Source organism: Tropicibacter alexandrii (assembly GCF_003667315.2).
GTDB classification, from domain to species: Bacteria; Pseudomonadota; Alphaproteobacteria; order Rhodobacterales; family Rhodobacteraceae; genus Tropicibacter; species Tropicibacter alexandrii.
The window spans coordinates 78,232-104,846 of record NZ_RCTZ02000001.1; the positions used below are offsets into that span (position 1 = coordinate 78,232).

General features: G+C 63.1%; 32 protein-coding genes. 2 read left to right on the plus strand and 30 right to left on the minus strand.

What is annotated here, in order from left to right:
* Window positions 1-18: 18 nt before the first annotated feature.
* Window positions 19-444 (minus strand): OsmC family protein, encoded by a 426-nt coding sequence (locus D8Z78_RS00390; protein WP_121630032.1) that lies wholly within the window; start codon window positions 442-444, stop codon window positions 19-21.
* A gap of 130 nt (window positions 445-574) precedes the next feature.
* On the opposite strand from D8Z78_RS00390, the gene D8Z78_RS00395 reads away from it, so the two are divergent.
* Entirely contained in the window at window positions 575-1,315 is a 741-nt protein-coding gene (locus D8Z78_RS00395; RefSeq protein ID WP_121630031.1) for a PilZ domain-containing protein, read from the plus strand.
* On the opposite strand, the gene D8Z78_RS00400 is transcribed toward D8Z78_RS00395, so the two are convergent.
* The 18 genes from D8Z78_RS00400 to D8Z78_RS00480 form a co-directional block, all read right to left on the minus strand.
* Window positions 1,299-2,963 (minus strand): ribonuclease J, encoded by a 1,665-nt coding sequence (locus D8Z78_RS00400; RefSeq protein WP_121630030.1) that lies wholly within the window; start codon window positions 2,961-2,963, stop codon window positions 1,299-1,301. The two genes, D8Z78_RS00395 and D8Z78_RS00400, sit on opposite strands and share 17 nt — an antisense overlap.
* Complete coding sequence (locus D8Z78_RS00405) at window positions 2,960-3,736, minus strand: type III pantothenate kinase (RefSeq protein ID WP_121630029.1); 777 nt, start codon at window positions 3,734-3,736, stop codon at window positions 2,960-2,962. Before D8Z78_RS00405 ends, D8Z78_RS00400 begins: the two co-directional genes overlap by 4 nt.
* Before the next feature lie 12 nt (window positions 3,737-3,748).
* A complete protein-coding gene (locus D8Z78_RS00410; RefSeq protein WP_121630028.1) occupies window positions 3,749-4,477 on the minus strand; it encodes a biotin--[acetyl-CoA-carboxylase] ligase in 729 nt (242 codons plus the stop codon).
* 117 nt (window positions 4,478-4,594) lie between these two features.
* Window positions 4,595-6,037: an NADH-quinone oxidoreductase subunit NuoN gene (gene nuoN, locus D8Z78_RS00415; RefSeq protein ID WP_121630027.1), complete on the minus strand. Its 1,443-nt coding sequence runs from the start codon at window positions 6,035-6,037 to the stop codon at window positions 4,595-4,597.
* 12 nt (window positions 6,038-6,049) lie between these two features.
* Complete coding sequence (locus tag D8Z78_RS00420; protein ID WP_121630026.1) at window positions 6,050-7,603, minus strand: NADH-quinone oxidoreductase subunit M; 1,554 nt, start codon at window positions 7,601-7,603, stop codon at window positions 6,050-6,052.
* Window positions 7,603-9,714: an NADH-quinone oxidoreductase subunit L gene (gene nuoL, locus D8Z78_RS00425; protein ID WP_121630025.1), complete on the minus strand. Its 2,112-nt coding sequence runs from the start codon at window positions 9,712-9,714 to the stop codon at window positions 7,603-7,605. Before nuoL ends, D8Z78_RS00420 begins: the two co-directional genes overlap by 1 nt.
* Window positions 9,715-9,718: 4 nt before the next feature.
* Window positions 9,719-10,024 (minus strand): NADH-quinone oxidoreductase subunit NuoK, encoded by a 306-nt coding sequence (gene nuoK / locus D8Z78_RS00430; RefSeq protein ID WP_121630024.1) that lies wholly within the window; start codon window positions 10,022-10,024, stop codon window positions 9,719-9,721.
* A gap of 124 nt (window positions 10,025-10,148) precedes the next feature.
* The gene (locus D8Z78_RS00435; RefSeq protein ID WP_121630023.1) at window positions 10,149-10,328 is read right to left on the minus strand and encodes a hypothetical protein; all 180 of its coding nucleotides are present in this window, start codon (window positions 10,326-10,328) and stop codon (window positions 10,149-10,151) included.
* Complete coding sequence (locus D8Z78_RS00440) at window positions 10,328-10,930, minus strand: NADH-quinone oxidoreductase subunit J (protein ID WP_121630022.1); 603 nt, start codon at window positions 10,928-10,930, stop codon at window positions 10,328-10,330. Before D8Z78_RS00440 ends, D8Z78_RS00435 begins: the two co-directional genes overlap by 1 nt.
* Window positions 10,927-11,331, minus strand: coding sequence for a carboxymuconolactone decarboxylase family protein (locus D8Z78_RS00445; RefSeq protein ID WP_121630021.1), 405 nt, complete (start codon window positions 11,329-11,331; stop codon window positions 10,927-10,929). The genes D8Z78_RS00440 and D8Z78_RS00445 overlap by 4 nt, the downstream gene beginning before the upstream one ends.
* Complete coding sequence (locus D8Z78_RS24460; RefSeq protein ID WP_164932851.1) at window positions 11,324-11,470, minus strand: hypothetical protein; 147 nt, start codon at window positions 11,468-11,470, stop codon at window positions 11,324-11,326. Before D8Z78_RS24460 ends, D8Z78_RS00445 begins: the two co-directional genes overlap by 8 nt.
* Complete coding sequence (gene nuoI, locus D8Z78_RS00450; RefSeq protein ID WP_121630020.1) at window positions 11,467-11,961, minus strand: NADH-quinone oxidoreductase subunit NuoI; 495 nt, start codon at window positions 11,959-11,961, stop codon at window positions 11,467-11,469. Before nuoI ends, D8Z78_RS24460 begins: the two co-directional genes overlap by 4 nt.
* 3 nt (window positions 11,962-11,964) lie before the next feature.
* A complete protein-coding gene (gene nuoH, locus D8Z78_RS00455; RefSeq protein ID WP_121630019.1) occupies window positions 11,965-12,999 on the minus strand; it encodes an NADH-quinone oxidoreductase subunit NuoH in 1,035 nt (344 codons plus the stop codon).
* A gap of 7 nt (window positions 13,000-13,006) precedes the next feature.
* The gene (locus D8Z78_RS00460; protein ID WP_121630118.1) at window positions 13,007-13,378 is read right to left on the minus strand and encodes a hypothetical protein; all 372 of its coding nucleotides are present in this window, start codon (window positions 13,376-13,378) and stop codon (window positions 13,007-13,009) included.
* A gap of 24 nt (window positions 13,379-13,402) precedes the next feature.
* Window positions 13,403-15,421 carry an NADH-quinone oxidoreductase subunit NuoG gene (gene nuoG, locus D8Z78_RS00465; protein WP_121630018.1) on the minus strand — a complete coding sequence of 673 codons (2,019 nt, stop codon included), beginning with the start codon at window positions 15,419-15,421 and terminating at the stop codon, window positions 13,403-13,405.
* A 240-nt stretch (window positions 15,422-15,661) separates the two neighbouring features.
* Complete coding sequence (locus tag D8Z78_RS00470) at window positions 15,662-16,054, minus strand: DUF5333 domain-containing protein (protein ID WP_121630017.1); 393 nt, start codon at window positions 16,052-16,054, stop codon at window positions 15,662-15,664.
* 171 nt (window positions 16,055-16,225) lie between these two features.
* On the minus strand, window positions 16,226-16,588 hold the full coding sequence (locus tag D8Z78_RS00475) for a hypothetical protein (protein WP_121630016.1): 363 nt from the start codon (window positions 16,586-16,588) through the stop codon (window positions 16,226-16,228).
* A gap of 66 nt (window positions 16,589-16,654) precedes the next feature.
* Window positions 16,655-17,167, minus strand: a complete 513-nt coding sequence (locus D8Z78_RS00480) for a flagellar biosynthesis protein FlhF (protein ID WP_121630015.1) — start codon at window positions 17,165-17,167, stop codon at window positions 16,655-16,657.
* 183 nt (window positions 17,168-17,350) lie between these two features.
* On the opposite strand from D8Z78_RS00480, the gene D8Z78_RS00485 reads away from it, so the two are divergent.
* Window positions 17,351-17,536: a hypothetical protein gene (locus tag D8Z78_RS00485; RefSeq protein ID WP_121630014.1), complete on the plus strand. Its 186-nt coding sequence runs from the start codon at window positions 17,351-17,353 to the stop codon at window positions 17,534-17,536.
* 52 nt (window positions 17,537-17,588) lie between these two features.
* Here D8Z78_RS00485 and D8Z78_RS00490 read toward each other — a convergent pair whose 3' ends face one another.
* From D8Z78_RS00490 to D8Z78_RS00540, 11 genes are all read right to left on the minus strand, one after another.
* On the minus strand, window positions 17,589-18,017 hold the full coding sequence (locus D8Z78_RS00490) for a hypothetical protein (RefSeq protein WP_121630013.1): 429 nt from the start codon (window positions 18,015-18,017) through the stop codon (window positions 17,589-17,591).
* Window positions 18,018-18,271: 254 nt separating this feature from the next.
* Entirely contained in the window at window positions 18,272-19,570 is a 1,299-nt protein-coding gene (nuoF, locus tag D8Z78_RS00495) for an NADH-quinone oxidoreductase subunit NuoF (RefSeq protein ID WP_121630012.1), read from the minus strand.
* A 3-nt stretch (window positions 19,571-19,573) separates the two neighbouring features.
* Complete coding sequence (locus tag D8Z78_RS00500) at window positions 19,574-19,792, minus strand: DUF5337 domain-containing protein (protein WP_121630011.1); 219 nt, start codon at window positions 19,790-19,792, stop codon at window positions 19,574-19,576.
* 15 nt (window positions 19,793-19,807) lie between these two features.
* On the minus strand, window positions 19,808-20,467 hold the full coding sequence (locus D8Z78_RS00505) for a helix-hairpin-helix domain-containing protein (RefSeq protein ID WP_128910545.1): 660 nt from the start codon (window positions 20,465-20,467) through the stop codon (window positions 19,808-19,810).
* A 175-nt stretch (window positions 20,468-20,642) separates the two neighbouring features.
* Window positions 20,643-21,761 (minus strand): hypothetical protein, encoded by a 1,119-nt coding sequence (locus tag D8Z78_RS00510; RefSeq protein WP_128910546.1) that lies wholly within the window; start codon window positions 21,759-21,761, stop codon window positions 20,643-20,645.
* 166 nt (window positions 21,762-21,927) lie between these two features.
* Window positions 21,928-23,100, minus strand: a complete 1,173-nt coding sequence (locus D8Z78_RS00515; protein ID WP_121630008.1) for an NADH-quinone oxidoreductase subunit E — start codon at window positions 23,098-23,100, stop codon at window positions 21,928-21,930.
* Between the two features lie 106 nt (window positions 23,101-23,206).
* Entirely contained in the window at window positions 23,207-23,497 is a 291-nt protein-coding gene (locus tag D8Z78_RS00520) for a hypothetical protein (protein WP_240671957.1), read from the minus strand.
* A gap of 25 nt (window positions 23,498-23,522) precedes the next feature.
* Window positions 23,523-24,746 carry an NADH-quinone oxidoreductase subunit D gene (locus D8Z78_RS00525; protein WP_121630006.1) on the minus strand — a complete coding sequence of 408 codons (1,224 nt, stop codon included), beginning with the start codon at window positions 24,744-24,746 and terminating at the stop codon, window positions 23,523-23,525.
* 223 nt (window positions 24,747-24,969) lie between these two features.
* Entirely contained in the window at window positions 24,970-25,560 is a 591-nt protein-coding gene (locus tag D8Z78_RS00530) for an NADH-quinone oxidoreductase subunit C (protein ID WP_121630004.1), read from the minus strand.
* Complete coding sequence (locus D8Z78_RS00535; RefSeq protein ID WP_206169614.1) at window positions 25,557-26,090, minus strand: NuoB/complex I 20 kDa subunit family protein; 534 nt, start codon at window positions 26,088-26,090, stop codon at window positions 25,557-25,559. The genes D8Z78_RS00530 and D8Z78_RS00535 overlap by 4 nt, the downstream gene beginning before the upstream one ends.
* Window positions 26,081-26,446 (minus strand): NADH-quinone oxidoreductase subunit A, encoded by a 366-nt coding sequence (locus D8Z78_RS00540; protein WP_121630003.1) that lies wholly within the window; start codon window positions 26,444-26,446, stop codon window positions 26,081-26,083. The genes D8Z78_RS00535 and D8Z78_RS00540 overlap by 10 nt, the downstream gene beginning before the upstream one ends.
* Between the last annotated feature and the right edge of the window lie 169 nt (window positions 26,447-26,615).

Below are 26,615 nucleotides of genomic sequence, written 5' to 3' on the forward strand. Positions count from 1 at the left end.
TTCGGCATGAAACTGCGCTCAGACGAGCCGCGCATCCATGGTGATTTCGCAGGACAGCAGCTTGGAAATCGGGCAGTTGTCCTTCGCGGTCTGCGCCGCTGCAAGGAATGCGTCCTCGCTGGCATTCGGCACTTTCGCGGCCACGGTCAGATGGACCTTCTGCACCGCAAACCCGTCGTTTTCCTTGTCCAGATAGACCTTGGACGTGGTCGAAATCTCGTCAGGCACCAGATCGCTGTCGCCCAGAATCATGCTCAGCGCCATCGAGAAACAACTGGCATGCGCCGCGCCGATCAACTCTTCGGGGTTCGTGCCGGGCTGGTCCTCGAAACGAGTGTTGAAGCCGTAGGGTTGATCCTTGAGGGCGGTGGACTCGGTCGAGACCGTCCCCTTGCCAGATTTCAAATCGCCGCGCCATTTTGCGGAACCGGCCTTCTTGATCATGGATGCGCTCCTTTCGTGAACGTAAAGTCTTCATCACCGGGTCAACGTTTACGCGGGCGTCATGTTCCATTAGGCGAATATTCATACCCCCTTCCCTAAAGTCACATCCAGCACGCGGGCTGGATCTGTCATGGTATGGGCAATGGACAACAAATGGCAGGACACGCGACAACACCGGCGTTTCTACGTCGCTCTGCCCGCCATGGCGATTCAGGACGGCTATGCTGTGCCGGGAACGGTCAGCAATATTTCAGGCGGCGGGGCGCTGTTCGCGCTGAATCCGATTTCCAATGCGGCGGTCCGAACCGGTCCGCTGGAACTGGATATCGCGGGTGTCGCCCGCGTGCCGTGCCGTATCCGATGGCGCGCGGCCTATCGGTGCGGGGTCGAATTCACCGTTTCCGAGCAGATGCACCATTTCGTCGAGACGCGGCTGAACCGCTTGGCCAAGTCGCTGGGCCAAACCGCGCCCAGTGACGCGCAACCAGCGGCGGTCGATCCTGTCCCGCCGGTGGACCCTGTCATCGCATTGGCCGAGCCTGATCCTGGCCTGCGGCGCAGCAGGCAGCGCCACGCGGTCCGGATACAAGGGCGCCTGCATCAGGACGGCTATGCCATGCCCTGCACAATCACCGACATTTCTGCCGGCGGTCTCCGCGTCCGGTTCGATTCGGCCATCGCCCGCGCGCTCCGGGACAAGCGGTCGCGCGTGGACGTGACCGAATTCGGCACCTTTCAGGCAGAGTTCCGGTGGCGCAAGTCGGATGAGGCTGGATTGAGCTTCGTCCTGACCGACCGGCAGGCCCACCAATTGTCGGAAACCTTGGCCAAACGCTTTGCCAAGGGGCGGGCCCCTATGACAGACGGCTGATGACCACGGTGACCTCGGGCTTCTTGCCGATCTCGTTCAGGGAACTGTTGCGGACGATGCGGCGCAGCCCCTCTTCGAGCTTGTCATCATCGGCCAGCGTCCGTTTGTCGGCGCGACCGATGAACTGGGCCAGATCCTCCTCCAGCACATCGACAAGCGGTGCGTTGCTGCGACCGATCTCGGCCAGCCCCATCACTTCGCACCACGGCTCACCCAAGGCCTCGTCATCCTCGTCAAGGATCACCGTCACCACGACATGGCCGTTCAGAGCCATGCGGATGCGGTCGCGCACGATGCCGTCCAGCGCACCAATTTGCACCGAGCCATCCAGATAGGTGCGCCCGGTCTCGATATACTCGGCCACCTTCGGTTCGTTGCCCGTCAGGTCGATCATCATGCCATTGACCGCCAGCACACCCGCGCGCCCCTTGGACTGCGCCAGCTTCACATGCTCGCGCAAGTGGCGGTGTTCGCCATGCATGGGCACGACGATCTGCGGCTGCACCACGTCCTGCATGGTTTCCAGATCGGGACGGTTGGCATGGCCCGACACGTGATAGGCATCGCTGTCGGCGACCACGTCCACACCCTTTTCCGAGAACTGGTTGACGATGCGGATCACGCCCCGCTCGTTGCCCGGAATGGTCTTGGAGGAGAACAGGAACAGATCGCCCTCTTTCAACTCGATCCCGTGGAACTTGCCGCGCGCCAGCTGCGCCGTCGCCGCGCGCCGTTCGCCTTGGGAGCCGGTGACGATCAGCATCAGGTTGTCGCGCGGCACGCTGCCCGCATCCTCGACGCTGATGGTCTTGGGGAAGTCGGTCAGCACGCCGGTTTCCACCGCCGCCTCGATCATCCGCCGCATCGCCCGCCCCAAAAGGCAGATCGAGCGCCCGGCCCGCGCGCCCGCCTCGGCCAAGGTGCGCACCCGCGCCACGTTCGAGGCAAAGGTGGTCGCCACGACCATCTGCGGCGCATTGGCCACCAGCTCGGTCACGTTCGCGCCGATGCTCGACTCCGACCGGCCCGCATGCGGGGAAAAGATGTTGGTGGAATCGCAGACCAGCGCCTTGACCCCCGGTTTCGCAACCTCGGCCCAAAGCGCCGGGTCCCACGGCTCGCCCACAAGCGGCGTCTCGTCCAGCTTGAAGTCGCCGGTATGGATCACGCGGCCCGCAGGGCTGTCGATGACCAGCGCACTGCTTTCCGGGATCGAATGCGAAATCGGCAGGAAGCCCAGCGTGAACGGCCCCAGCTTGACCGTCTCGGGCCAGGGCGAGCAGGTCTTCACCGACTTGCCGTCGACACCGTATTCGTTCAGCTTGTGCCGCGCGATATTGGCGGTGAAGGCCCGCGCATAGATCGGCGCGCCCAGCTGTTCGAAGGTATGGCCAACCGCGCCCACGTGATCCTCGTGCGCGTGGGTGATGACCACCGCCTCGATCCGGTTGCGGTTCTCCTTGAGCCAGGTGATGTCCGGCAGGATCAGGTCCACGCCGGGCGTGCCGTCCATATCCGGAAAGGTCACGCCCAGATCGACGACGATCAGACGCTCTTGCCCCGGTTTGCCGTAGCCGTAGACGTAGCAATTCATGCCGATCTCACCGGCCCCGCCCAGGGGAAGATAAATCAGTCTTTCGCCGCTCATTCGCTCAACCTCTTGTTATAGTTATAAATCACGGTCAGGCCGTGCATCGTCAGGTCATCCTCGACCTTATCAAATAGCTCGCTTTGTGTATCGAACAAAGGTGCAAGCCCCCCCGTCCCGACAACTTTCATCGGGCGACCGTACTCGGCCTTGATCTTTTCGGTGATGCCGCCGATCAGCCCGACATAGCCCCAGAACACGCCGGACTGGATGCAGCCCACCGTGTTGGTGCCGATCACCTTGTCGGGCTGGGTGATATCCACATGCGGCAGCGCAGCGGCGCCTTGGTGCAGCGCCTCAAGCGACAGGTTCACCCCCGGCGCGATCACGCCTCCGACATAGGCGCCATCCTCGGCAACCACGTCGAAATTCGTGGCCGTGCCGAAATCCACCACGACCACATCCCCGCCATGGCGGTCGAACGCCCCGGCCGCATTGGCCAGACGATCCGGTCCCACACCCGTCCCGGCATCGACCCGCGACGGATGCGGCAGGACGCATTCCGGCTTGCCCACCACGAGGGGACGGCAGCCAAAGAACCGATCCGCAAAGACGCGAAGGTTCCAGACCACGCGCGGCACGGTCGACGAGATGATCACGTCACTGATCTCGGCATTGATGCCGTAATGGCCGACAAGCGTCGAGTACCACGTGAAATAGGCATCCGCCGTGCGCGAATGATGGGTCGACGTGCGCAGGGTGCAGAGAAACTTCTCCCCATCCCAGATGGAAAAGACCGTATTGGTGTTCCCGCAATCGATGCACAGCAGCATGGTCGGCGCCTTTCAGAAATACACGTCCGCGGCGGCGATGGCACGCGGACCTTCCGGGGTCTTTATGACAAGATTCCCCGCCGCGTCCACCGTCTCGAAGGTCCCCACGGTCTCCTCCCGGGCGGTGCGGGCGGTGATGACCTCGCCCAGTCGCGCAGCCCGCGCCAGCCACGCCTCGCGGATCGGCACGAACCCATAGGTGACGAACGCCTGCTCGCGCGCGGCATAGGCCTCGGCCAGACGGTCAAGAAAGGCTTCGGGCGTCACCCGGACACCCAACTCTTCGAGCACCGAGACGGGGCGCACCGCGCCCGCCTCCACCTGACCGGCCTCCGGGGCTGAAATCAGGTTGACCCCGATGCCGATGCACAGATGCCCCGCGCCCCCCTCCAGAAGAATGCCCGCCACCTTGCCACCATTCAGCAACACGTCATTCGGCCATTTCAACGCCAGTCCCGCCTCGGTTCCACCGATAGCGGCCAGCGCGTCGCCCAAAGCCAGCGACGCCACGAAGCTCCGCAAGGCCACCACCGGAGGCGCCTCAGCCGGACGCATCACCAAGGTTGCCGCGAAATTCCCCTCGGGCATGACCCAAGCCCGCCCGCGCCGTCCGCGCCCCGACGTCTGGCGCAGCCCGAGAATCCATTCCGGCCCCGCCAAATCCCCGGCGATCCGCGCCGCTTCGGCATTGGTGCTGTCCACCTCGCGCAACACGCGCCGTCCATATCCCTCGGGCCACATGCTTCTTTGGTCCTCAAATACCTCGGGGTTTGGGGCAGAGCCCCAACGCGCCGAAGGCGCAAACAAAAAAGCGACGCGCCCGAAGGCGCGTCACCGTCAGATCAATCCGGCGCAGCCTCAGTTGACCAGCGCCACGGCAGCCGCTTGGGCAGCCCCCTCGACACCGAACATGTTGACGATGCCCACCAGCATGATCACCGCCGACCCCATGAGGAAGCCCATCAGCACCGGCGACCGACCGCCATCCAGCGCCTCGTCGGGCTCCTCGCCGAAATACATGTAGTAGACGATCCGCAGGTAGTAATAGGCCCCGATCACCGAGGCGACCACACCCGCCACCGCCAGCCAGGCCAGACCCGCATCATAGGCCGCGCGCAGCACTGCCAGCTTGGCAAAGAAGCCAAGGAACGGCGGCACACCGGCGAGCGAGAATAGCAGCACCAGCATGGCCAGCGCCTTGCCCGGCTCCTTGGCCCCATACTGACCCAGCGCATCGATGCGTGTCACCGGCTGGCCATCGCGCTCCATCGACATGATGAAGGCAAAGGTGCCGACATTCATCGTCACGTAGATCGCCATGTAGACCAGCATCGCGTTGACACCCAGCTCGGTCCCCGAGGCAAGGCCCATCAGCGCATAGCCCATATGCGCGATCGAGGAATAGGCCATCAGGCGCTTGATGTCGGTCTGGCCGATGGCGGCGATGGCACCGATGAACATCGACAGCACCGACAGCAGCGCCACGACCTGCGACCAATCGCTGACCGCATTGCCAAAGGCGTCATGCATCACGCGGGCGAACAGGCCCATCGCAGCGACCTTGGGCGCGGTGGCGAAGAAGGCCGTGACCGGGGTCGGCGAGCCTTCATAGACGTCCGGGGTCCACATGTGGAACGGCACCGCCGAAACCTTGAACGCAAGGCCCGAGGTCAGCAGCACGAGGCCGATCAGCAACCCGACCGAGATGTTCTCTTCGGTCGCGGCGGCGATGATGCCCGAGAACTGTGTGGTGCCCGCAAAGCCGTAGATCAGCGAGGCACCGTACAGCAGCAGACCCGAGGACAGCGCGCCCAGCACGAAATACTTCAGGCCAGCTTCCGTCGATTTTGCGCTGTCGCGGCGCAGCGAGGCGACGACATACAGCGACAGCGATTGCAGTTCGAGGCCCATGTAAAGCGACATCAGGTCGCCCGCCGACACCATCATCATCATGCCGACCGAGGCCAGCGCAATCAGCACCGGGAACTCGAACCGCAAGAGGCCGCGGCGCTGCATGTAGCCCTCGCTCATGACCATGACCGCGGCGGCGGACACAAGGATCACCACCTTGGCAAAGCGCGAGAACGGGTCGTCGTTGAACATGCCGTAGAAGGCGGCGTTCGACCCTTCTCCGGTCGTTCCGATCCAGAAGGCCAGCACCAGCATCAGCGCCGAGGTGGCCCAGACCATGGTGCCCGCCAGCTTGTCCTTGCCGGAATAGACCGCGAGGATCAGCGCCGCCATGGCATACACGGCCAGTACGATTTCCGGCAGGATGATATTCAGATCAGCCGAGATCATAACCCCGCCCCCTTAATGTTCTGCTTCGGCGGTCTGCACGCCAGCGGACAGGTCCGCCGCGGCAACAGCCGTGTCAACGTGTTCCACCAGCGCCGCAACGCTCGGCCCGATCCGGTCGAGGATCGGCGCCGGGTAGACGCCCATCCAGATCGTCATGACCACCAGCGGCGCAAAGATCGCCTTTTCGCGGGTCGTCATGTCCTTGATCGTCTTGAGGCTTTCCTTGATCAGGTCGCCCATGACCACCCGGCGATACAGCCACAGCGCATAGGCCGCCGACAGGATCACACCCAGCGCAGCACCCGCCGCGACCCACGTATTCACCTGGAAGACACCCATCAGCGTCAGGAATTCCCCGACAAAGCCCGAGGTGCCCGGCAGGCCGACATTGGCCATGGTGAACAGCATGAAGATCAGCGCATAGGCAGGCATCCGGTTGACCAGACCGCCATAGGCGTCGATTTCGCGCGTGTGCATCCGGTCATAGATCACCCCGACACAGAGGAAGAGCGCGCCGGAGATGAAGCCGTGCGAGATCATCTGGAAGATCGCGCCATCGACACCCTGCTGGTTGGCCGCGAAGATGCCCATGGTCACGTAGCCCATATGGGCGACGGAGGAATAGGCAATCAGCTTCTTCATGTCCTCTTGGACCAGCGCGACGAGCGAGGTGTAGACGATGGCGATGACGCTCATCCAGAACACCAGCGGGGCCAGCAGGTCGGAGGCAACCGGGAACATCGGCAGCGAGAAGCGCAGGAAGCCGTAGCCGCCCATCTTCAACAGGATGGCGGCCAGCACGACCGAACCCGCCGTCGGCGCTTGCACGTGCGCGTCCGGCAACCAAGTGTGCACCGGCCACATCGGCATCTTGACCGCGAAGGAGGCAAAGAAGGCGATCCAAAGCATAGTCTGCAAGCCGCCCAGCACGTGCACGCCCAGCACGGTGATCCCGGCGGTCGAGAACTCATGCGTCAACAGTGTCGGGATGTCGGTGGTGCCCGCATCCGCATACATCGCCACCATCGCCACCAGCATCAGCACCGAGCCGAGGAAGGTGTAGAGGAAGAACTTGAACGAAGCATAGATGCGGTTCGCGCCGCCCCAGATGCCGATGATCAGGAACATCGGGATCAGGCCAGCCTCGAAGAACAGGTAGAACAGCACCAGATCCAGCGCCATGAACACGCCCAGCATCAGCGTTTCCAAGAGCAGGAAGGCGATCATGTATTCCTTGACCCGCTTCTTCACGTCCCAGCTGGCAGCGATGGTCAGCGGCATCATGAAGGTGGTCAGCATGACGAACAGGACGGAAATCCCGTCGACGCCCATCTTGTAGTTCAGGCCCATGATCCATTCGCCCTCTTCCACCATCTGGAAGCCGGTGTTCGCGGCATCGAACTGGAACAGGATGAAGAGCGAGATCACGAAAGTCGCGCCCGTGGCGATCAGCGCCAGCCATTTCGCATTGCGATCGGCGGCCGCATCCCCCCCGCGCAGGAACAGCGCGAGGATCAGGGCTGCCAGCGCGGGCAGGAAGGTGACGATGGAAAGCAGGTTGCTCATTAGTGCGCCCCTCCGCTGAGCGTCATCCAGGTGATGAGCACGGCGATGCCGATGACCATCGCGAATGCATAGGTAAAGATGTAGCCGGACTGTGCCTTGCCCGCGAGCCGGGTGAAGAACGGAACGATCCCCATGGCGACACCATTGATCGAGCCGTCGATCACGTTGGTATCACCCTTCTTCCACAGGATGCGCCCCAGCGCCTTGGACGGCTGGACGAAGAGGAAGTCGTAGATCTCGTCGAAATACCACTTGTTCAGCAGGAACAGGTAGAGCGGGCGCTGTTGTTCGGCGAGACGCTTGGGCAGGGCCGGGTTGACGATGTAGAACCAGTAGGCCGTGGCCAGACCGATCAGCATCGCAACGAAGGGGCTGACCTTGACCCAGACCGGCGCGTGGTGCGCATCGTCCATGACGGTGTTGTCCGGCGCCATGAAGATCGCGCCCTGCGGGGCCATGCCGTGATCGGCTGCGGCAACCGCCTCGCCGTGGTCGGAGGCCTCGCCGTGATCGGCGGCGGCTTCCTCGCCATGGCCCGCGTCGGCGGCACCGTGACCTGCATCCGCCTCGGCGTGATGCGCCGGGATGCCGAAGAAGCTGTTGACCTTGTTATGGTCGCCGAAGAACGAACCATACCAGACCATGCCGGAGAAAACCGCACCGAGTGCCAGCACACCCAGCGGCACCAGCATGACCATCGGGCTTTCATGCGCGTGGTCATGTGTATGCTTGTCGCCGCGCGCCTTGCCGAAGAAGGTCATGAAGATCAGGCGCCACGAGTAGAACGAGGTGAACAGCGCCGCGATGACCAGCATCCAGAAGGCATAGCCGCCTGCGGTGCCCGCCCATGCGCTTTCGATCACGGCGTCCTTGGACAGGAAGCCGGCGAAGCCGATATGGGTCAGCGGGATGCCGACACCGGTGATGGCCAGAGTGCCGATCATCATCGCCCAGAAGGTATAGGGGATCTTTTTCCGCAAGCCGCCATAGTTCCGCATATCCTGTTCATGGTGCATCGCGTGGATCACCGAACCGGCGCCAAGGAACAGCATCGCCTTGAAGAAGGCATGCGTGAACAGGTGGAACATGGCGACCGAATAGACGCCGACGCCTGCGGCCACGAACATGTAGCCCAGCTGCGAACAGGTCGAATAGGCGATCACGCGCTTGATGTCGTTCTGAACCAGACCGACCGTGGCGGCAAAGAACGCCGTCGTCGCGCCAAGGAAGGTCACGAACATCATGGCGTTCGGCGCGTATTCCATCAGCGGCGACATGCGGCAGACGAGGAAAACACCCGCCGTCACCATGGTCGCGGCGTGGATCAGCGCCGAGACCGGGGTCGGGCCTTCCATCGCGTCGGGCAGCCATGTGTGCAAGATCAACTGTGCCGATTTGCCCATCGCACCGATGAACAGCAGCAGCGCCACCACCTCGGTCGCGGTCCAGTCCGCCCAGAGGAAGGTCAGCGTGCTGTCCGCCAGTTCAGGCGCGGCGGCAAACACGTCGTCGAACTTGATCGAGTCGGTCAGGAAGAACAGCGCAAAGATGCCCAGTGCGAAACCGAAGTCGCCCACGCGGTTGACGATGAACGCCTTCATCGCGGCGGCGTTGGCCGAGGGCTTGCGGTAGTAGAAGCCGATCAGCAGGTAGGAGGCGACCCCCACCCCTTCCCAGCCAAAGAACATCTGGACGAGGTTGTCAGACGTCACCAGCATCAACATGGCGAAGGTGAAGAAGGACAGGTAGGCAAAGAAGCGCGCGCGATAGCTTTCCTCGCCCTCCTTGAAGTTCTCGTCATGCGCCATGTAGCCGAAGCTATACAGGTGCACCAAGGCGGACACCGTGGTCACGACGATCAACATGATCGAGGTCAGGCGATCCAGCCGGATCGACCAGTCGGTGCTCAGCGTGCCGGATTCGATCCAGCGCAGGATCTGGATATGCTGGGTTTCCGGCCCGTGGGACAGGAACACAATCCAGCTCAGCGCGCAGGCCAGGAACAGCAGGCCGGTGGTGATCCACTGGGCGCCCCGGATCGACACGAACCGCCAGCCGAAGCCGGCGATCAGGCTGCCCACGAGGGGCGCGAAAAGGATGATGGATTCCATCGCGTCAGCCTTTCATCACGTTGACGTCTTCCACGGCAATGGTGCCGCGGTTGCGGAAGAAGCAGACGAGAATGGCAAGGCCGATGGCCGCTTCCGCAGCGGCGACGGTCAGCACGAACAGGGTAAAGACCTGCCCCACCAGATCGCCCAGATGGGTCGAGAAGGCCACGAGGTTGATGTTCACCGAAAGCAGCATCAATTCGATGCTCATCAGCAGGATGATCACGTTCTTCCGGTTCAGGAAGAGCCCGAAAATCCCGATGACGAACAGCGCGGCCGCCACCGTCAGGTAATGTTCCAATCCGATCATCTCATCGTCCCTCCGGGTCGTTTGCCCGTTTCAGTTCCGTCTCATCGCGTCCCGGGCGAAGACCCGGGACCTCATGTCTTGTCCCGGCCCGACCGGGAGGTGCCGGGTCAGGCCCGGCACGGGGTCACCAGCGCCGAAGGCGCAGCAGCCCCAGTTTGTGTTCCGCCCAGACCCGGCCCGCATCGGGCAGCAGTGTCAGTGCGCGGCGCAGGACCCAGGCCCCGCAGAGCAGCTTGAGCGCCCAGAAAGCCGCGTAGGCCGCAAGGCCCCAAGGCGAGAGCAAAAGCTCCCACACCGCGGTCATTACAGGCCCTGCCCCGGTTTGACGTCCTTCAGCTCCATCGCCAGTTTCGGGTCGCGCATCATCTGCGCGACGACGTTCTGACGCTTGACATCGGTGCGGTGGCGCAGGGTCAGGACGATCGCGCCGATCATCGCGACCAGCAGGATCAGGCCCGACAGCTGGAACAGCAGGAAGTAGCGGTCATAGAGCAGCATGCCGATGGCCTGTGTGTTCGGCATGTCGCCCGGGATCGGTGCCTGCATCTGCGACGCGGCCATTTCCGAGGCTTCCCAGACACCAAACGCCATGGCCAGCTGCATCAGGATCACGAGGCCGATCAGCAAGGCCAGCGGCATGTAATTGGCCATCTCGGCCTTCAGCTCGGCAAAGTCGACATCCAGCATCATCACGACGAAGAGGAACAGCACCGCAACCGCGCCCACATAGACGATGATCAGCAGCATGGCGACGAATTCCGCCCCCATCAGCACGAACAGCCCCGCCGCCGACAGGAAGGCAAGGATCAGCCACAGCACCGAATGCACCGGGTTGCGGCTGATGACCGTGAACAGGCCCCCCGCGATCACGCCCAAGGCGAACAGGTAGAAGGCAAAGACCATCATGTCTCATCATCCTTTTTGTCGGCCATCACCTCGCGCGCCAGTTCCATGGCGCGGGTCATGGCGGGTATGCCTGCGAACATCGACATCTGGGCGATGGTCTCGGCGATCTCTTCTTCGGTGGCGCCCGCCTCCATGGCGTGGCGCACGGTCATGCGAAACGGCGTTTCCGCCTGCGCGCCCTGCATCGTCATGCCGGCAAGGGTCAACAGCAGGCGCGTCCGGGCGTCCAGACCGTTCTTGGACACGCCTTTGCCGAACCACATCTCCATCATGTCCTTGGACATGGTCGGCCACATCTTCTCAAATCCCTTGGGATCGAACGACGACAAGGCCGGGTTGAAGGCCTTTGCCATCTCCTGCGCCTGTTCCATCATCAGTTCAAAGGGGGTCTTGTCAGCCATTCCCGGTCCCCTTTTCCACGTTATCGGCCCAGCGATCGAGCCGCGCCGAAAGCCGGACAAGCGCCGCTTCGGCGCGGTGTATCCGCGCCGCCACCAGCGTTTCCAGCGCCTCGGCGCGTTTCTCGATACGGTCGATCATCTGTACGGCGCGTCGATTTCAAGGTTGCGGGCGATTTCGGCTTCCCAGCGGTCGCCGTTCTCCAAAAGCTTGGTCTTGTCGTAGAACAGTTCCTCGCGGGTCTCGGTGGCGAATTCGAAATTCGGCCCCTCGACGATGGCATCCACAGGGCAGGCCTCTTGGCAGAAGCCGCAATAGATGCACTTGGTCATGTCGATGTCATAGCGCGTGGTGCGGCGCGAGCCATCGGCGCGCGGTTCCGCGTCGATGGTGATCGCCTGCGCGGGGCAGATCGCCTCGCATAGTTTGCAGGCGATGCAGCGTTCCTCGCCATTGGGATAGCGGCGCAGCGCGTGTTCGCCGCGGAAGCGGGGCGACAGCGGCCCCTTTTCATGCGGGTAGTTGACGGTGGCCTTGGGCGCAAAGAAATACTTCAGCCCCAGCTTCATGCCGACCCAGAAATCCTGCAGAAGGAAATACTTGGCGGCGCGGGTATAGTCGATATTTGCCATGGATCACATCCCTGCCCAGCGAGCCCAGAACCCGCCGAAGATTTCGAATTTCGCGGCGAAGCTCACGAACACCACCCAAGCCAGCGAGAACGGCAGGAAGACTTTCCAGCCCAGCCGCATCAACTGGTCGTAGCGGTAGCGGGGGGTGATCGCCTTCACCATCGCGAAGATGAAGAAGAAGAACGCCATCTTGGCAATCATCCACAGTACGCCATCCGGCAGGCCCGGGATCGGCGACAGCCAACCGCCGAAGAACAGCAGCGAGGTCAGCGCGCACATCAGGAAGATGGCGATGTATTCGCCCGCCATGAACAGCAGGAAGGGCGTCGCCGAATATTCCACCTGATAGCCTGCCACCAGTTCCGATTCCGCTTCCGGCAAGTCGAATGGCGGGCGGTTGGTTTCGGCCAGCGCCGAGATGAAGAACAGGAAGACCATCGGGAAATGCGGCAGCCAGTACCAGCCGAAGAAGCCCCAGCCCGTGTCCTGCGCCTGCACGATGTCGCCAAAGTTCATCGAGCCGGTGGAGATGATCACGCCGATGATGATCAGACCGATGGAGACCTCATAGGAAATCATCTGCGCGGCGGACCGCAAAGACCCGAGGAACGGGTATTTGGAGTTCGACGCCCAGCCGCCCATGATCACGCCGTAGACCTCAAGCGACGACATGGCGAAGACATAGAGGATCGCGACGTTGATGTCCGAAAGGACCCAGCCATCGTTGAACGGGATCACCGCCCAGGCGATCACCGCCAGCACGAAGGACGTCATCGGCGCCAACATGAAGACCGGGCGGTCCGCGCCTGCGGGCACGACGACCTCTTTGACGACGTATTTCAGCGCGTCCGCCACCGATTGCAGGATCCCGAAGGTCCCCACCACGTTCGGCCCCCGGCGCATCTGCACCGCGGCCCAGATCTTGCGGTCCCCGTAGACGAGGAACAGCAGCGAAATCATCACGAAACCAAGCACAGCCAGACACTGAGCCAGGATTATGACGAAAGTGCCCAGGGGCGTTGAAAGGAATTCGGCCATCAGATCCTCACACCATCGGTATTCCGTTCTCGGCACAGGACAACGCGACGACTTCGGCGTCGATGGTCTTGAGCCCGCGGGGCAGCGCCGGTGAGATGGTGTAAACCGCATCTCCCCGCCAGAGGCCACCCTCTTCGTATACATTTGTGCGCAAATGACGCGCAAAGCCGTAGCCGCGGATCAGCGCATATTGCGCCGCCGCACACTCGGCATAGTCATTCACGTCCGCATTGCTGCGCGCGCCGCGCATTTCCACGTCGAATTGCACGAGATCACCTTCGAGCAACTTCGTCTTGATGCCCTGATAGACCGGCGTGAACGGCTGTTTCGCCTGCCCGGTGTCCGAGCAGGCGGCCAGACCGGCGGTCAGGGCCAACATGGATATGAGCGCGCGTGCGGTCACTTACTCGGCAGCCATCGGGGCGTTGGCGCGGTCCTTCATGCCACGCGAGAGTTCCGCCATCAGTTCCGACGCGCGTGCGACCGGGTTCGTCAGGTAGAAATCCTTGACCGCGTAGCGGAAATCGGCGTCGCCCAGTTTCCCGGCCTCCAGCGGCCGCCAGTCGTTTTCCGGCACCTCGTCGATATTGGCCAGATGCGGCACGTCCTTGATCAGGGCGGTGCGCAGTTGTGCGAGGCTGTCCCACGGCTGTTGCGCGCCGATCTCGGCCGACAGCGCCCGCAGGATCGCCCAGTTTTCCTTGGCCTCACCCGGTGCAAAGCCAGCGCGCAGCGCCAGTTGCGGACGGCCTTCGGTGTTCACGAACAGGCCGTTTTCCTCGGTATAGGCGGCGGCGGGCAGGATCACGTCGGCGCGGTGTGCCCCCCGGTCGCCATGCGAGCCCTGATAGATCACGAACGCACCCTCGCCGATCTCGACCTCATCCGCGCCGAGATTGTAGATCACGTCGGCCTCTTGCACGGCCTCCATGCCACGGTCGTTGACAGCGCCCACGTCCAGAGCACCCACGCGCGACGCGGCGGTGTGCAGCACCATGAATTTCGACGACCCGGCAGCGGCGGTCTGCATCGCGGTGCCCAGAACGGCGGCGCCATCTGCCTCGTTCAGGGCGCCTTGGCCCACGATCATCACGCCCCGGACACCGTCCTTGTCGGAATGATCCATCTTGGCCAGCTCGGCCAAAGCGGCGCGGCCCGTGCCCAGTTCGATCACGTCATAAGACAGATCGACCGGGGTGCCGATGCGCGCGACCTTGGCCCCTGCGGCCCAAGCCTTGCGGATGCGGGCATTCAGCACAGGCGCTTCCTCGCGCGGGTTGGTGCCGATCAGCAGGATCATCTGCGCATCGTCGATATCCTCGACCGCAGCCGTCCCGACATAGGCCGAGCGGTTGTCCGCAGGCAGCTTGGCCCCGTCGGTGCGCGATTCGACGACACCACCCTGCCCCTCGACCAACTGTTTCAGCGCATACGCCGCCTCGACCGGGGCGAGATCGCCGACCAGACCGGCCAGCTTGGACGCGCCCTTGATCTTGTCGGCGGCCACCGACAGCGCCTCGGGCCAAGTGGCGGGGCGCAGCTTGCCATTCTCGCGCACATAGGGGCGATCCAGACGCTGGCGGCGCAGCCCGTCCCAGACAAAGCGCGTCTTGTCGGAAATCCATTCCTCGTTCACGCCGTCATGGTTGCGCGGCAGGATGCGCATGACTTCGCGCCCCTTGGTGTCCACGCGGATGTTCGACCCAAGCGCGTCCATCACGTCGATGGTCTCGGTCTTGGTCAGCTCCCAAGGACGGGCGGTGAAGGCGTAGGGTTTCGAGACCAGCGCGCCCACCGGGCACAGGTCGATGATGTTGCCCTGCATGTTCGAGTTCAGCGTCTCGTTCAGATACGAGGTGATCTCGGCATCCTCGCCCCGGCCCGTCTGGCCCATCTGGTGGATGCCCGCGACCTCGGTCGTGAAGCGCACGCAGCGGGTGCAGGAAATGCAGCGGGTCATGTGGGTCTCGACCAGCGGGCCCAGATCCAGATCCTCGGTGGCGCGCTTCGGCTCGCGGTAGCGCGAGAAATCCACGCCATAGGCCATCGCCTGATCCTGAAGGTCGCATTCGCCGCCCTGATCGCAGATCGGGCAGTCGAGCGGGTGGTTGATGAGCAGGAACTCCATCACCCCTTCGCGGGCCTTCTTGACCATGGGCGAGTTGGTTTTCACCACCGGCGGCTGGCCTTCGGGGCCGGGGCGCAGGTCGCGGACCTGCATCGCGCAGGACGCGGCCGGTTTCGGCGGGCCACCGACGACCTCGACGAGGCACATCCGGCAGTTCCCGGCGATCGACAGCCGTTCGTGATAGCAGAACCGAGGCACCTCGACCCCGGCCTCTTCGCAGGCCTGGATCAGGGTCATTGCCCCGTCGACTTCGATTTCGTTGCCATCGATGATGATCTTGCGCGTATCGGACATGCCCGAGCCTTTCCAGTTCATTGGCTGGCAGCGCCCATCCGCAGATGGGCCGCGGTCGCGTGCGTTCTATCGCGACAGTTCCGCCAAGGCCAGAGCAATGGGACCCGAAAACATGGAAAAATCGACGCGGGGCCAAACTGAAATATGCCACCGTCTGAATATCAGGCAAATTGGAAAGCCAAGCGTTTCCCGACACTTGCCGGAAAACGCAAGATTATTACCAAGGTAATTTGGTCGGGATTAGTGCAAAAGCCGTCCGATCGCGCTGCCCTTGGCGATTTCGCCCTGCCCGAAGGCGCACAATTCGGGCGTCTTCGCCGCGTCGACCCCTTGGGTCCGCAACCAGCTTTCGGCCTTGGCGCGCATCCGCTTCTTTTCCGATTTCGAGCCGGTATAGGCGTCGATTTCCGCATTGGTGTAGCCGAGCGCCCGCGCCCGCGCGCGCAGGTCATTGATGGTCGACCACGCACGGATCATCCGCGCGTCGATTCCGTCGCATTCCTCGCGAATCTCGTTCGCGATGGCGATCATCATCAGGGCGTTGTCGATCTCGGCCACATCCCGCAGCGGTGGTTTGGCGAGGGCCGGGCCCGCGAGCGCGACGCTCAGGGCCAGGGTCAGAATCAGGCGCATGCTCGGCCTCCTTCAGGTTTTCGATTGCGCCGATCTGGCGTCGCAGCCCCCGGATATTCAATATCAGGACGCAAACCGTGCCGGGATGGGCGGAAATCCACGGATCGCTGCGCCCGGAAACGCGAAAGCCCGCCGATCGCGGCGGGCCCACAAGGCGGATCGGGCCGCGGTTCAGCGGTCGCGGCAGGTGCCCATGAAGGTCACGGAGTCATTTTCCAGCCCCAGCGCCTCGCGCGGGGTGTCGGGGCCGACCTCCCAGTCGATGTCCGAGGTGCCGTAATACTTGATGCAGTGGATCTTGCCCTGATGTTCGGCGGCGGCAACCGCCCCGTCGAGCGATTTTGACACGCCGTTGACGGTCGAGACGAAATGCACCGGCTCCTTGCCGGTGGTCGCCCGTGCCTTGCCGCGGAAACGCTGCCCGTCAAACGTGGTGCGCTCGGCCTTGGCGAACGACCCGAGACCCAGCCGACTGCACCCCGAAACGCTGCTGACGGAAACGGCCAAGGCCGCGATCAAGACAAATCTGAGCATCGAAATCCCTTTCCTGCAGTTCGGACATTCTCTGCCCTCCCCGGCACGAGGTCAAGTCGCCCCGCCTCATGCGCCGAACAAGAAACGCATCACCATCGCAAACAAGAACAGGAATGTGAGCCAGACCAGCTTGTTTGGCTTTTTCGCCGGGGGTGCTGGCGGCGTCTCGCGCACCATGCGCTCCAACGATGTCTCCTCGATCTGGCGCGCGCCCCAGTCGCCGGCCACCGGAACGGCTTCGGGCGCGGTCTCGTCCATGTCGGGCCTCGCCCACGGGCCCTCGACGGTGTCGGCCACCGGGTGATCCGTCGCGGTCTGCCACGGCGCCTTGCGCGCGGGGGCGGATTTCGGGCGGTCAGGAACCTGCGCACGTTCGGGGGCGGCCTGCCACGGCGCGGCCTCCGGGGCGATGTCATCCTCGATCAATCGAGCGGATTCAGCATCATAGGCGACCGGCTCCGGATCGGGCCGGTGCGCGACCGCGCGGCCCGGATCGAACCCGCAATAGGGGCAGGCATCGCTGCCCGCGCGAAGCGGTGTCCGGCACCGCTGACATTTGCGTCGCCCGAAGAACCCCATGGACGGCCTCACCCTTTGTGCCGAACCATGTTATCCGCCTGCGGTCCAGAAGCAAGAAAAGACCTTTGCGGCCCGCCCGGCCCGGCACGACTTGGTCCCCGGCCAAGACCGTGGGCCGCCCCGCGTCGCGGAACAACCCGGCAGGTCTCATGGTTTGCTCCATAACCAAAGGAGGATTTTACCATGGCCGACAACATCAAAAGCCGCCCGCTTTCCGAACGCGAGAAGATCGCCGAGGAGCAGACCGAGAAATTCGAGCAAAAGGATCAGGTCGGGCGCAAGAAGCATCCCGAAACGCATGAGGACATCTCCGAAGGGATGCCCGAGGCAGATCAAGAGAACCTGAAGGACGTGACCAAGACCGAGTGACACGTCCCTGCGGGACCGCGCCGGACATGGCGTGGTCCCGTTTTGTTTGGCGTCATTTGACCCAGCGGAAGACCGTCTCGCCCCGGCTTTCGAACTGCGTGCGCCCCTGCACCACGATCCCGGTCGTATAGGCCGTCATGTCGTTGGGGTCCTTGGGCATGTAGATCGTGTAAGAGATCGGCGTGCGGAACGAGGTGTAATTGACGAGGTAGGAATTCGACTCACGCACGCGACCATTGGCCTGCGTGCAGACGATCTTCGTCCCCGCGATATTGCCATCGATGCGGAACGTATCAGCCCCGAGGAAACGCCCCTTTTTGATGGTGGCGCTGCCGTCGCTGACGACGGTGCAGGATTCGCTCTTGGCGGAGTGGATCGCAAGGCCGAGACGCGAGTCGCCGGCCCCATCATGCGAGACGGAGCCATCGGAACAACCAGCCAGCACGGTGACCAGAATAAAGGCGGAAGGGATGAGACGCATGCGGAGGCCTTTCAACGTTTGATTGAGTGCCTCGTATCGCGGTTGTGCGATGGCCGCGAGAAAGTCGTGGAAATTCAACAGAAGTGATGCTGTTCGGCATCACATGCTGGTATCAACGGCTTTTCGAAAATGCCTAACCGCCGGTGCCCGTCTTGCGCAGATGGGCGGGGTCTGGGGGCCGGGCTCAGGCGGCATGCCGCAGCCCGGATCAGCGTCCGGACCGCGCATCGCGCCGCCTGCCCGTGTCGTCTGTCTTATTCAGCGGCAACCGCGCTGACGCGTCCGGTTTTCTGCGCCTTGATCCGATCCTCGATCTCGTCGCGGAAATTGCGGATCAGACCTTGGATCGGCCAAGCCGCCGCGTCGCCAAGCGCACAGATCGTGTGGCCCTCGACCTGCTTGGTCACGTCCCACAGCATATCGATTTCCTCGGGGTCGGCGTTGCCGTTCACAAGGCGCTCCATCACGCGCATCATCCAGCCGGTGCCCTCGCGGCAGGGCGTACACTGGCCACAGCTTTCGTGCTTGTAGAACTTGGCCAGACGCCAGATGCCCTTGATGATGTCGGTTTGCTTGTCCATCACGATCACCGCCGCCGTGCCAAGGCCAGAGCCCAGCTCGCCGCGCAGATAATCGAAATCCATCACCGCATCGCGCATCTTTTCACCGCGCACACACGGCACGGACGAGCCGCCGGGGATCACCGCCTTGAGGTTGTCCCAGCCGCCGCGAATGCCGCCGCAATGCTTTTCGATCAGCTCCTCGAAGGTGATCGACATGGCCTCTTCGACGACGCAGGGCCGGTTCACATGGCCGGAGATCGCGAACAGTTTCGTGCCCGCGTTGTTCTGACGGCCAAAGCCCGCGAACCACGACGCGCCGCGGCGCAGGATGGTCGGGACCACTGCGATGGATTCGACGTTGTTCACCGTGGTCGGGCAACCATACAGGCCCGCGCCCGCCGGGAAGGGCGGTTTCATCCGGGGCATGCCCTTCTTGCCTTCGAGGCTTTCGAGCAGCGCGGTTTCCTCGCCGCAGATATAAGCGCCCGCGCCGTGATGCAGGTACAGGTCGAAATCCCAACCCGAGCCAGCGGCATTCTTGCCCAGAAGGCCCGCATCATAGGCCTCGTCGATGGCGGCCTGAAGCGCCTCTTTCTCGCGGATGTATTCGCCGCGAATGTAGATGTAGCAGGCATGCGCCTGCATCGCGAAGGACGCGATCAGGCAGCCCTCGATCAGCGTGTGCGGATCGTGGCGCATGATCTCGCGGTCCTTGCAGGTGCCCGGCTCGGATTCGTCGGCGTTCACGACCAGATAGGACGGGCGACCGTCGCTTTCCTTCGGCATGAAGGACCATTTCAGACCGGTGGGGAAGCCCGCACCGCCCCGGCCCCGCAGACCGGAGGCCTTCATCTCGTCGATGATCCAGTCGCGGCCCTTCTGGATCAGACCAGCGGTGCCGTCCCAGTGTCCGCGCTTCTTCGCGCCGTCCAGGGTGCGGTCATGCATCCCGTAAATGTTGGTAAAGATCCGGTCCTGGTCAGCAAGCATCTCTCAGTCCTTGTTCTTCTGGCTGGCACGCCAGAGCCCGTACATCATCCAGAAGGCCCACAGAAACCCGGCGCCAGCCGCCAGATCAAAGAAGGCCCGCGCGCGCTGGCTCCAGTCCAGCGCTGCGCCCAGGGCATTGGCGATGACCCAGACGATGCCCGTCCCGGCGATCACCAGCGCGATGGCGCGCTTGCGCCGGTCGAGGTCGTCAGAATCCGCCATGCCCTGCCTCCGCCCTTATTTACCCAATTCCACGGCCTGCGCCACCCATCCGTTGCCGGATGCACGGCCTTTGACGCCGGGAAGGTTCTCATCCATCCACGCGACGTTCTGATCGGTCCATTTTGCGATCTGGTCAAGGTGGAAGATACCCATTTCATTGAGCGTTTGAGCCAATTTCGGGCCAACGCCGGTCAGCACGGTCAGATCGTCCGCCGTGCCTTGCGCCGCCTTCAGCATGGCGGGCTGGACGGGGCCACCCTCTGCCGCGGCGGTCGCGACCTCTTGGGCCGGTTCGGCCACTGCGTCGACCGTTTCAGCGGCGGCTTCTGCGACCGGTTCGGCAACCGATGTCTCGACATGGCTCACGTCATAGGCGATCTCCTTCGCCACGACCTGCGCCGCCTCGATTTCCTCTTCGAGGTGCTTTGCGGAAATCTCGGCCACCTCTTCGGCGGTCTCGCCGCTTTCCACGGCCACCTTCACCGCGGCCACGCCGAACGGTGTGCAGATGGAGCCATAGGCAGGCGCCATGCCCTGAAGGCCCTGCCACGGCATCATGGCCAGCTTCATCATGCCCTGGGTCGCCTGCATGGCGAATTCCGTCTGGAAGGCCACCATCTTGATAAACGGCGAAAAGTCCGGGGTCATTGCGAAATACGGGGATTTGGTTGTCACGTCATTGCTCCATAGCTTGACAGGGCGTGGCCCACCCACGCCCGGAACAGCCCCGTTCCTCCCCAACAGTGCTGCCTCAGGCCTGACACAGCCTGCGCGGGCATGCAAGCCAAAGCGATGTCGCAGGGACCTTCGGCGGTTCCCTGCGACCATTCATGCCTGACACTTGGTAAAATCAGTAGACTTTGCCGTCCTCGACGCGTTGCGAAAACTCGGTCTCCGCCCCGGTCATCAGGATCTTGGCCTGACCGACCCAGTCATCGCGGGTCACGCGGCCCTTGAAGCCGGTCAGGTTGGCATTGACCCAAGCGATTTCCTGATCGGTCCAAGCGGCGATCTGGTCAAAGTGATAGATCCCCATGCTGTGGCACAGCTTTTCCAGCTTGGGGCCGATCCCCTTGATTTCCTTCAGGTTATCCGGACCACCTTCACGCGGAGCGTCCATCATGGCGGGCTTTTCGCCCTCGCCCGTGCCCTCAAGCTTGCCATCCTTGTCGAAATCCTCGGAAGTGTCGCCGGTCGTGGCCGCCGCATCACCGCCCTCGTATTTCCAGCTGCCCTTGCGCGACGCGAGGTCCGCCTCTCCGGCCAGCGGTTTCGAGGGCTTCAGGCCAGAGCCGCCTTCGGGCGCCTCAGAACTGGGCTTGGCGTCGGTGGGTTCAGCGGGTTCCGTGGTCTCAGCAGCCGGTTCCGCAGGCTCGGATTTGGCGGCTTCCGGTTCGGCCGGCTCGGCTTTTGCCGCATCCGGTTCCGCACTTTCGTCCGCGCCGTCGCCCTCATATCGCCACGAGCCTTTGCGCGAGGACAGCTCGGCTTGCCCGGCCAAGGCCTTGGACGGCTTCACCTTGTACTCCCCATCGCTTGAGGCCTGCGGCGTCTCGGCCTCGGCGGTTTCCCCGTCATCCGAGGTCTCCGCCGGTTCGATATCGCTGTCATCCGCGCTGGCCTCGGCCTCGACCTCGGCGCTTTGCGCTTCGGCCTCCTCCGCCTGCTTCGCAACCTCGGCGCGGGCTGCCTGCGCTTCACCGGCGGCCGCACCCGGCTTGACCTCATCGGGCACAAGCGCGCCCATGCCGCCTGCGCTGCCGGGCACTGCCGTTTCGCGCGGGGCTGGCTTGGGCAGTGGCGCGCAGAACAGCCAGTTGAAAAGCAGCCCCAGAAGGGCAAAGGCCAATCCGCCGAGGATGATCGCCGTCAGCACCGATTTCTGCCCCGCCACGACCAGCATCACGATGGTGAACAACCCCATCAGCGCCGCTGCGCCCCAGCACTTGGCCGAACATCCGCTGTTCATGTCATTCATCCCTCATCCCTCCCAATGAATTGACTTTTCGTTGAGTCAACTATTGCGTGGTGAAGGCCAAAGGGCAAATGCGGAAATCGCCCCTGCCCCGACACTTTAGGCGTAAAACAAAAGGCCCGGGCAAAACCCGGGCCTTCGTTGCACAATTTGCGACCGATCAATAGACGTCGCCATCCTTGACCCGGTTCGAGAAGTCGGTCTCGCCGCCCCCGGCGAGGACCTTGGCCTGCGCGACCCATTCGTCGCGGCTGGCACGGCCCCGGAAGCCTTCGAGATTGGCATCGACCCACGCCAGTTCCGCCTCGGTCCAAGCCGCGATCTGGTCGAAATGATAGAAGCCAAGGCTGTTGAGCAGCTTTTCCAGCTTCGGGCCGACGCCCTTGATCTGCTTGAGATCGTCGGGTTTGCCGTCGCGCGCTTCGGTCAAGCCAGCGGGCTTTTCGCCCACATCGTCCGCCTCGGCCGCAGGGGCCGTGGTTTCGCCGGACGGCGTCGACTTGCTGTCGGGTTTCGCCTTGGGCTGGGCCTTGGCCTCGCGCTCGTCGATGCCGGTCTTGTCGACGGGTTCACCGGCAGACGGCTTGATCTTGACCTCGCCGCCATCCTCGGCGCGGGAGCCGGACTGGTCACCCCAAGGCGCGCGCAGCGGCACCTCGGTGCCGTCGATGCGCTTGACCGTGTCGCCGATGTCATGTGCCAACTGGGCGCTGGCGTTCAGCGTGATGTTGGCGTTGACGAATTCCGTCAGCGAGGTCAGGCCGCCCTCGGGCTCGGCACCAAAGCGGCTGTTCTGCGGGCCGACCTGCGGCACCTCGCCCTTGGCCAGACGGTCGAGCAGGTCGCGCAACCCGTCGGCGGTCAAATCCTCGTAGTAATCCTTGCCGATCTGGGCCATCGGCGCGTTCGTGCAGGCCCCGAGGCATTCCACCTCTTCCCACGAGAACTTGCCATCGGCGGACAGGGCATGCGGCTTGTCGGCGATCTTTTCGCGGCAGACGGCGATCAGGTCCTCGGCGCCGCAGATCATGCAGGACAGGGTGCCGCAGATCTGCACATGCGCGACCGAGCCGACCGGCTGCAACTGGAACATGAAGTAAAAGGTCGCAACCTCGAGGGCGCGGATATAGGCCAGATCGAGCATGTCGGCGACGTGTTCGATGGCGGGACGGGTCAACCAGCCCTCCTGCTCCTGCGCGCGCCACAAGAGCGGGATGATGGCGCTGGCCTGACGCCCCGCCGGGTACTTGGTGATCTGCTCCTTGGCCCAGGCGAGGTTGGCCGGGGTGAATTCGAAGCTCTCGGGTTGCTCGTGATGCAGCCTGCGCAGCATGCCGTCTCTCCGTCTTACGTCAGGGACAGCCGCCCCCGGTTCATCCAATCGCCCGTATCGGGGGCTGTCCGCAAGTAGGATGGGTGATCACCCATCCTACCTCATGTCACACGTCCTTGGGGGCACAAGCGCCGGTGATCAGGCGCACGCCGCCATTCTCCAGCCCGACGGCCTGCTCTTGGGCGACGCGGTATTGCGCCACTTCGACGACCTTCTCGCGGGGCAACCCGGTTTGCAGTTCCACCGGCAGGTAATCGCTTTCGCCGACGAGATCGCAGCCGATCGAGGCCACCGCCGCGTCGAAATTCGCCAGATCCGCCTCGGTCACGTCCTTGGGCGCCATGACACACCCGGCAGTCACCGCGAGGGCCGCCATTCCGCACACGATCTTCTTCATGGTCATCCCTCCTGCCCGTCCGCGCTCAGCGGTCGATCTCGCCGAACACCACGTCCATGGTGCCGATGATCGCCGCAACGTCCGCCAGTTGGTGGCCAGTCGCCACATGGTCCATCGCCTGCAAATGCAGGAAGCCGGGCGCGCGCAGCTTGGCGCGATACGGCTTGTTGGTGCCATCGGCCACCAGATACACGCCGAACTCGCCCTTGGGCGCCTCGACCGCGCAATAGACCTCGCCCGCCGGAACGTGGAAGCCCTCGGTATACAGCTTGAAGTGGTGGATCAGCGCTTCCATCGAGGTCTTCATCTCGCCGCGCTTCGGGGGGGTGAACTTGCCGCGGGCCAGCACATCGCCTTGGCCCTCGGGCGCGCGCAGCTTGGCAATCGCCTGATGGATGATCTTGATGCTCTCGCGCATCTCGGCCATGCGGCAGAGATACCGATCGTAGCAATCGCCATTCTTGCCCACCGGGATCTGGAAGTCGAACTCGTCGTAGCATTCATAGGGCTGCGCGCGGCGCAGGTCCCAAGCCAGCCCCGACCCGCGCACCATCACGCCGGAGAAGCCCCAGTCGTTGATCTCTTCTTCGGTGACCACACCGATATCGCAGTTACGCTGCTTGAAGATTCGGTTCTCGGTCAGCAGGTCGTCGATGTCCTGAAGCCGCGCCGGGAATTCATTCGCCCAGGTCTCGATATCGTCGATCAGCTTCGGGGACAGATCCTGATGGACGCCACCGGGGCGGAAATAGGCCGCGTGCAGACGCGCACCGCAGGCCCGCTCGTAGAATTCCATCAGCTTTTCGCGTTCCTCGAAGCCCCAGAGCGGCGGCGTCAGCGCACCCACATCCATGGCCTGCGTCGTGACGTTCAGCAGGTGGTTCAGAATACGCCCGATTTCCGAATACAGAACCCGGATCAGCGAGCCACGGCGCGGCACCTCGATGCCGGTCAGCTTTTCGATGGCCAGACACCAGGCATGTTCCTGGTTCATCGGTGCGACGTAATCGAGCCGGTCGAAATAGGGCAGGTTCTGCAGGTAGGTCCGGCTCTCCATGAGCTTTTCCGTACCGCGATGCAGCAGGCCGATATGCGGGTCGCAGCGTTCCACGATCTCGCCATCCAGCTCCAGCACCAGACGCAGCACGCCGTGCGCCGCGGGGTGTTGAGGCCCGAAATTGATGTTGAAGTTGCGGATCTTCTGCTCGCCCGTCAGGGCGTCTTCGAAACCTTTGGAGCCGTCCATCATTTGGATTTTTCTCCGTCTGAGAGTGCTATTAGCCACAGAAAGACAATTATAGCAATGTTGCCGACCCACAGGAAAAAGCAAAGTAAGCTGAGGTACTTGCTATATCCATAACGGGGCATAATCTTCCAGAATGCGGCAACAGCCAACAAATTAAGAGCGAGCAGAATCACACCCGGGAGAAGAAGTGATAGGAGACCTATCCATCCAATTTCTCCTTGGCTCATCATTTCGCCTCTTTTTCGTCACCCGGCAGCACGTATTTTGCGCCTTCCCACGGGGACATGAAATCGAACTGGCGGTATTCCTGAACGAGGCTCACCGGCTCGTAGACGACGCGCTTCTGCTCTTCGTCATAGCGCACTTCGGTGTAGCCGGTCGTCGGGAAGTCCTTGCGCAGCGGATAGCCGCGAAAGCCGTAATCCGTCAGGATGCGGCGCAGGTCCGGGTGCCCCGAGAACAGGATGCCGAACATGTCGAACACCTCGCGCTCGAACCAGTTCGCGCTGGGATGCACCGACACGATCGACGGCACCATCTCATCCTCGCGAACAGACACCCGCAGGCGGATGCGCTGGTTCTGGTACATCGACAGGAAGTGGTAGACCACGTCGAACCGCTTGGCCCGCTCGGGGTAGTCGACGCCGGTGATATCCACCAGCGAGGTGAAGCGGCAGGTCGGATCGGTTTTCAGGAACTCGACGAAACCGGCGATGTTCTGCGGGGCGACATCGACGTTCAGCTCGTCATGGGTCACGTCCCAGGCGATCACGCAATCCGGGCGCTTCATCTCGATATGGGTGCCAAGTTCGTTCATCGTGTGATCGTCCCCGTGCGGCGGATCTTGCGTTGCAGCGCCATGATGCCATAGACCAGCGCCTCCGCCGTGGGCGGGCAGCCCGGCACGTAGACGTCGACCGGCACGATGCGGTCACAACCGCGCACCACCGAGTAGCTGTAGTGATAATAGCCGCCGCCATTGGCGCAGGACCCCATCGAGATCACATAGCGCGGTTCCGGCATCTGGTCATAGACCTTGCGCAGCGCCGGGGCCATCTTGTTGGTCAGCGTGCCTGCCACGATCATCAGGTCGGACTGGCGCGGCGAGGCGCGCGGCGCGGTGCCGAACCGTTCCAGATCGTAACGCGGCATCGAGGAATGCATCATCTCGACCGCGCAGCAGGCCAGACCAAAGGTCATCCAGTGCAGCGAGCCGGTGCGCGCCCAGTTGATGATGTCCTCGGTCGAGGTCAGCAGAAAGCCCTTGTCCTGCAACTCGCGGTTCAGCGTCTGGGTCGCAACCTCACGGTCAGGCCCGGCGGTGTTCGCCCCGGTCATCACTCCCATTCCAGTGCCCCCTTCTTCCATTCATAGGCAAAGCCCGCGGTCAGCACCGCAAGGAACACCATCATCGACCAGAAGCTGACCATCGACATGTCTGCAAAGGTCACGGCCCATGGGAACAGGAACGCGATTTCCAGATCGAAGATGATGAACAGGATCGACACCAGGTAAAAGCGCACGTCGAACTTCATCCGTGCGTCGTCAAAGGCGTTGAACCCGCATTCATAGGCGGACACCTTCTCCGGGTCGGGGTTGCGCACCGCCAGAACGACGGCCGCGAGGATCAGAACGATCCCGAGGCCGATGGCGACGGCCAGGAAAATGAGGATGGGAAGGTATTCCCGCAGCATCTCTTCCACGAGGCGGCTCCTTCGGAGTGAGGGCGCGGGCGCGCCCGGATCGCAAGTCTGCGCCTGACTTATCCCCGGTACGTGTCAGGGTCAACACGGCGCGCACCTGTTCAATGGATTGATTTCGGTGACAGTCCCGGCGGGTCTTCGGGCATTTTTTCTTTGCGCACAAGGGTAT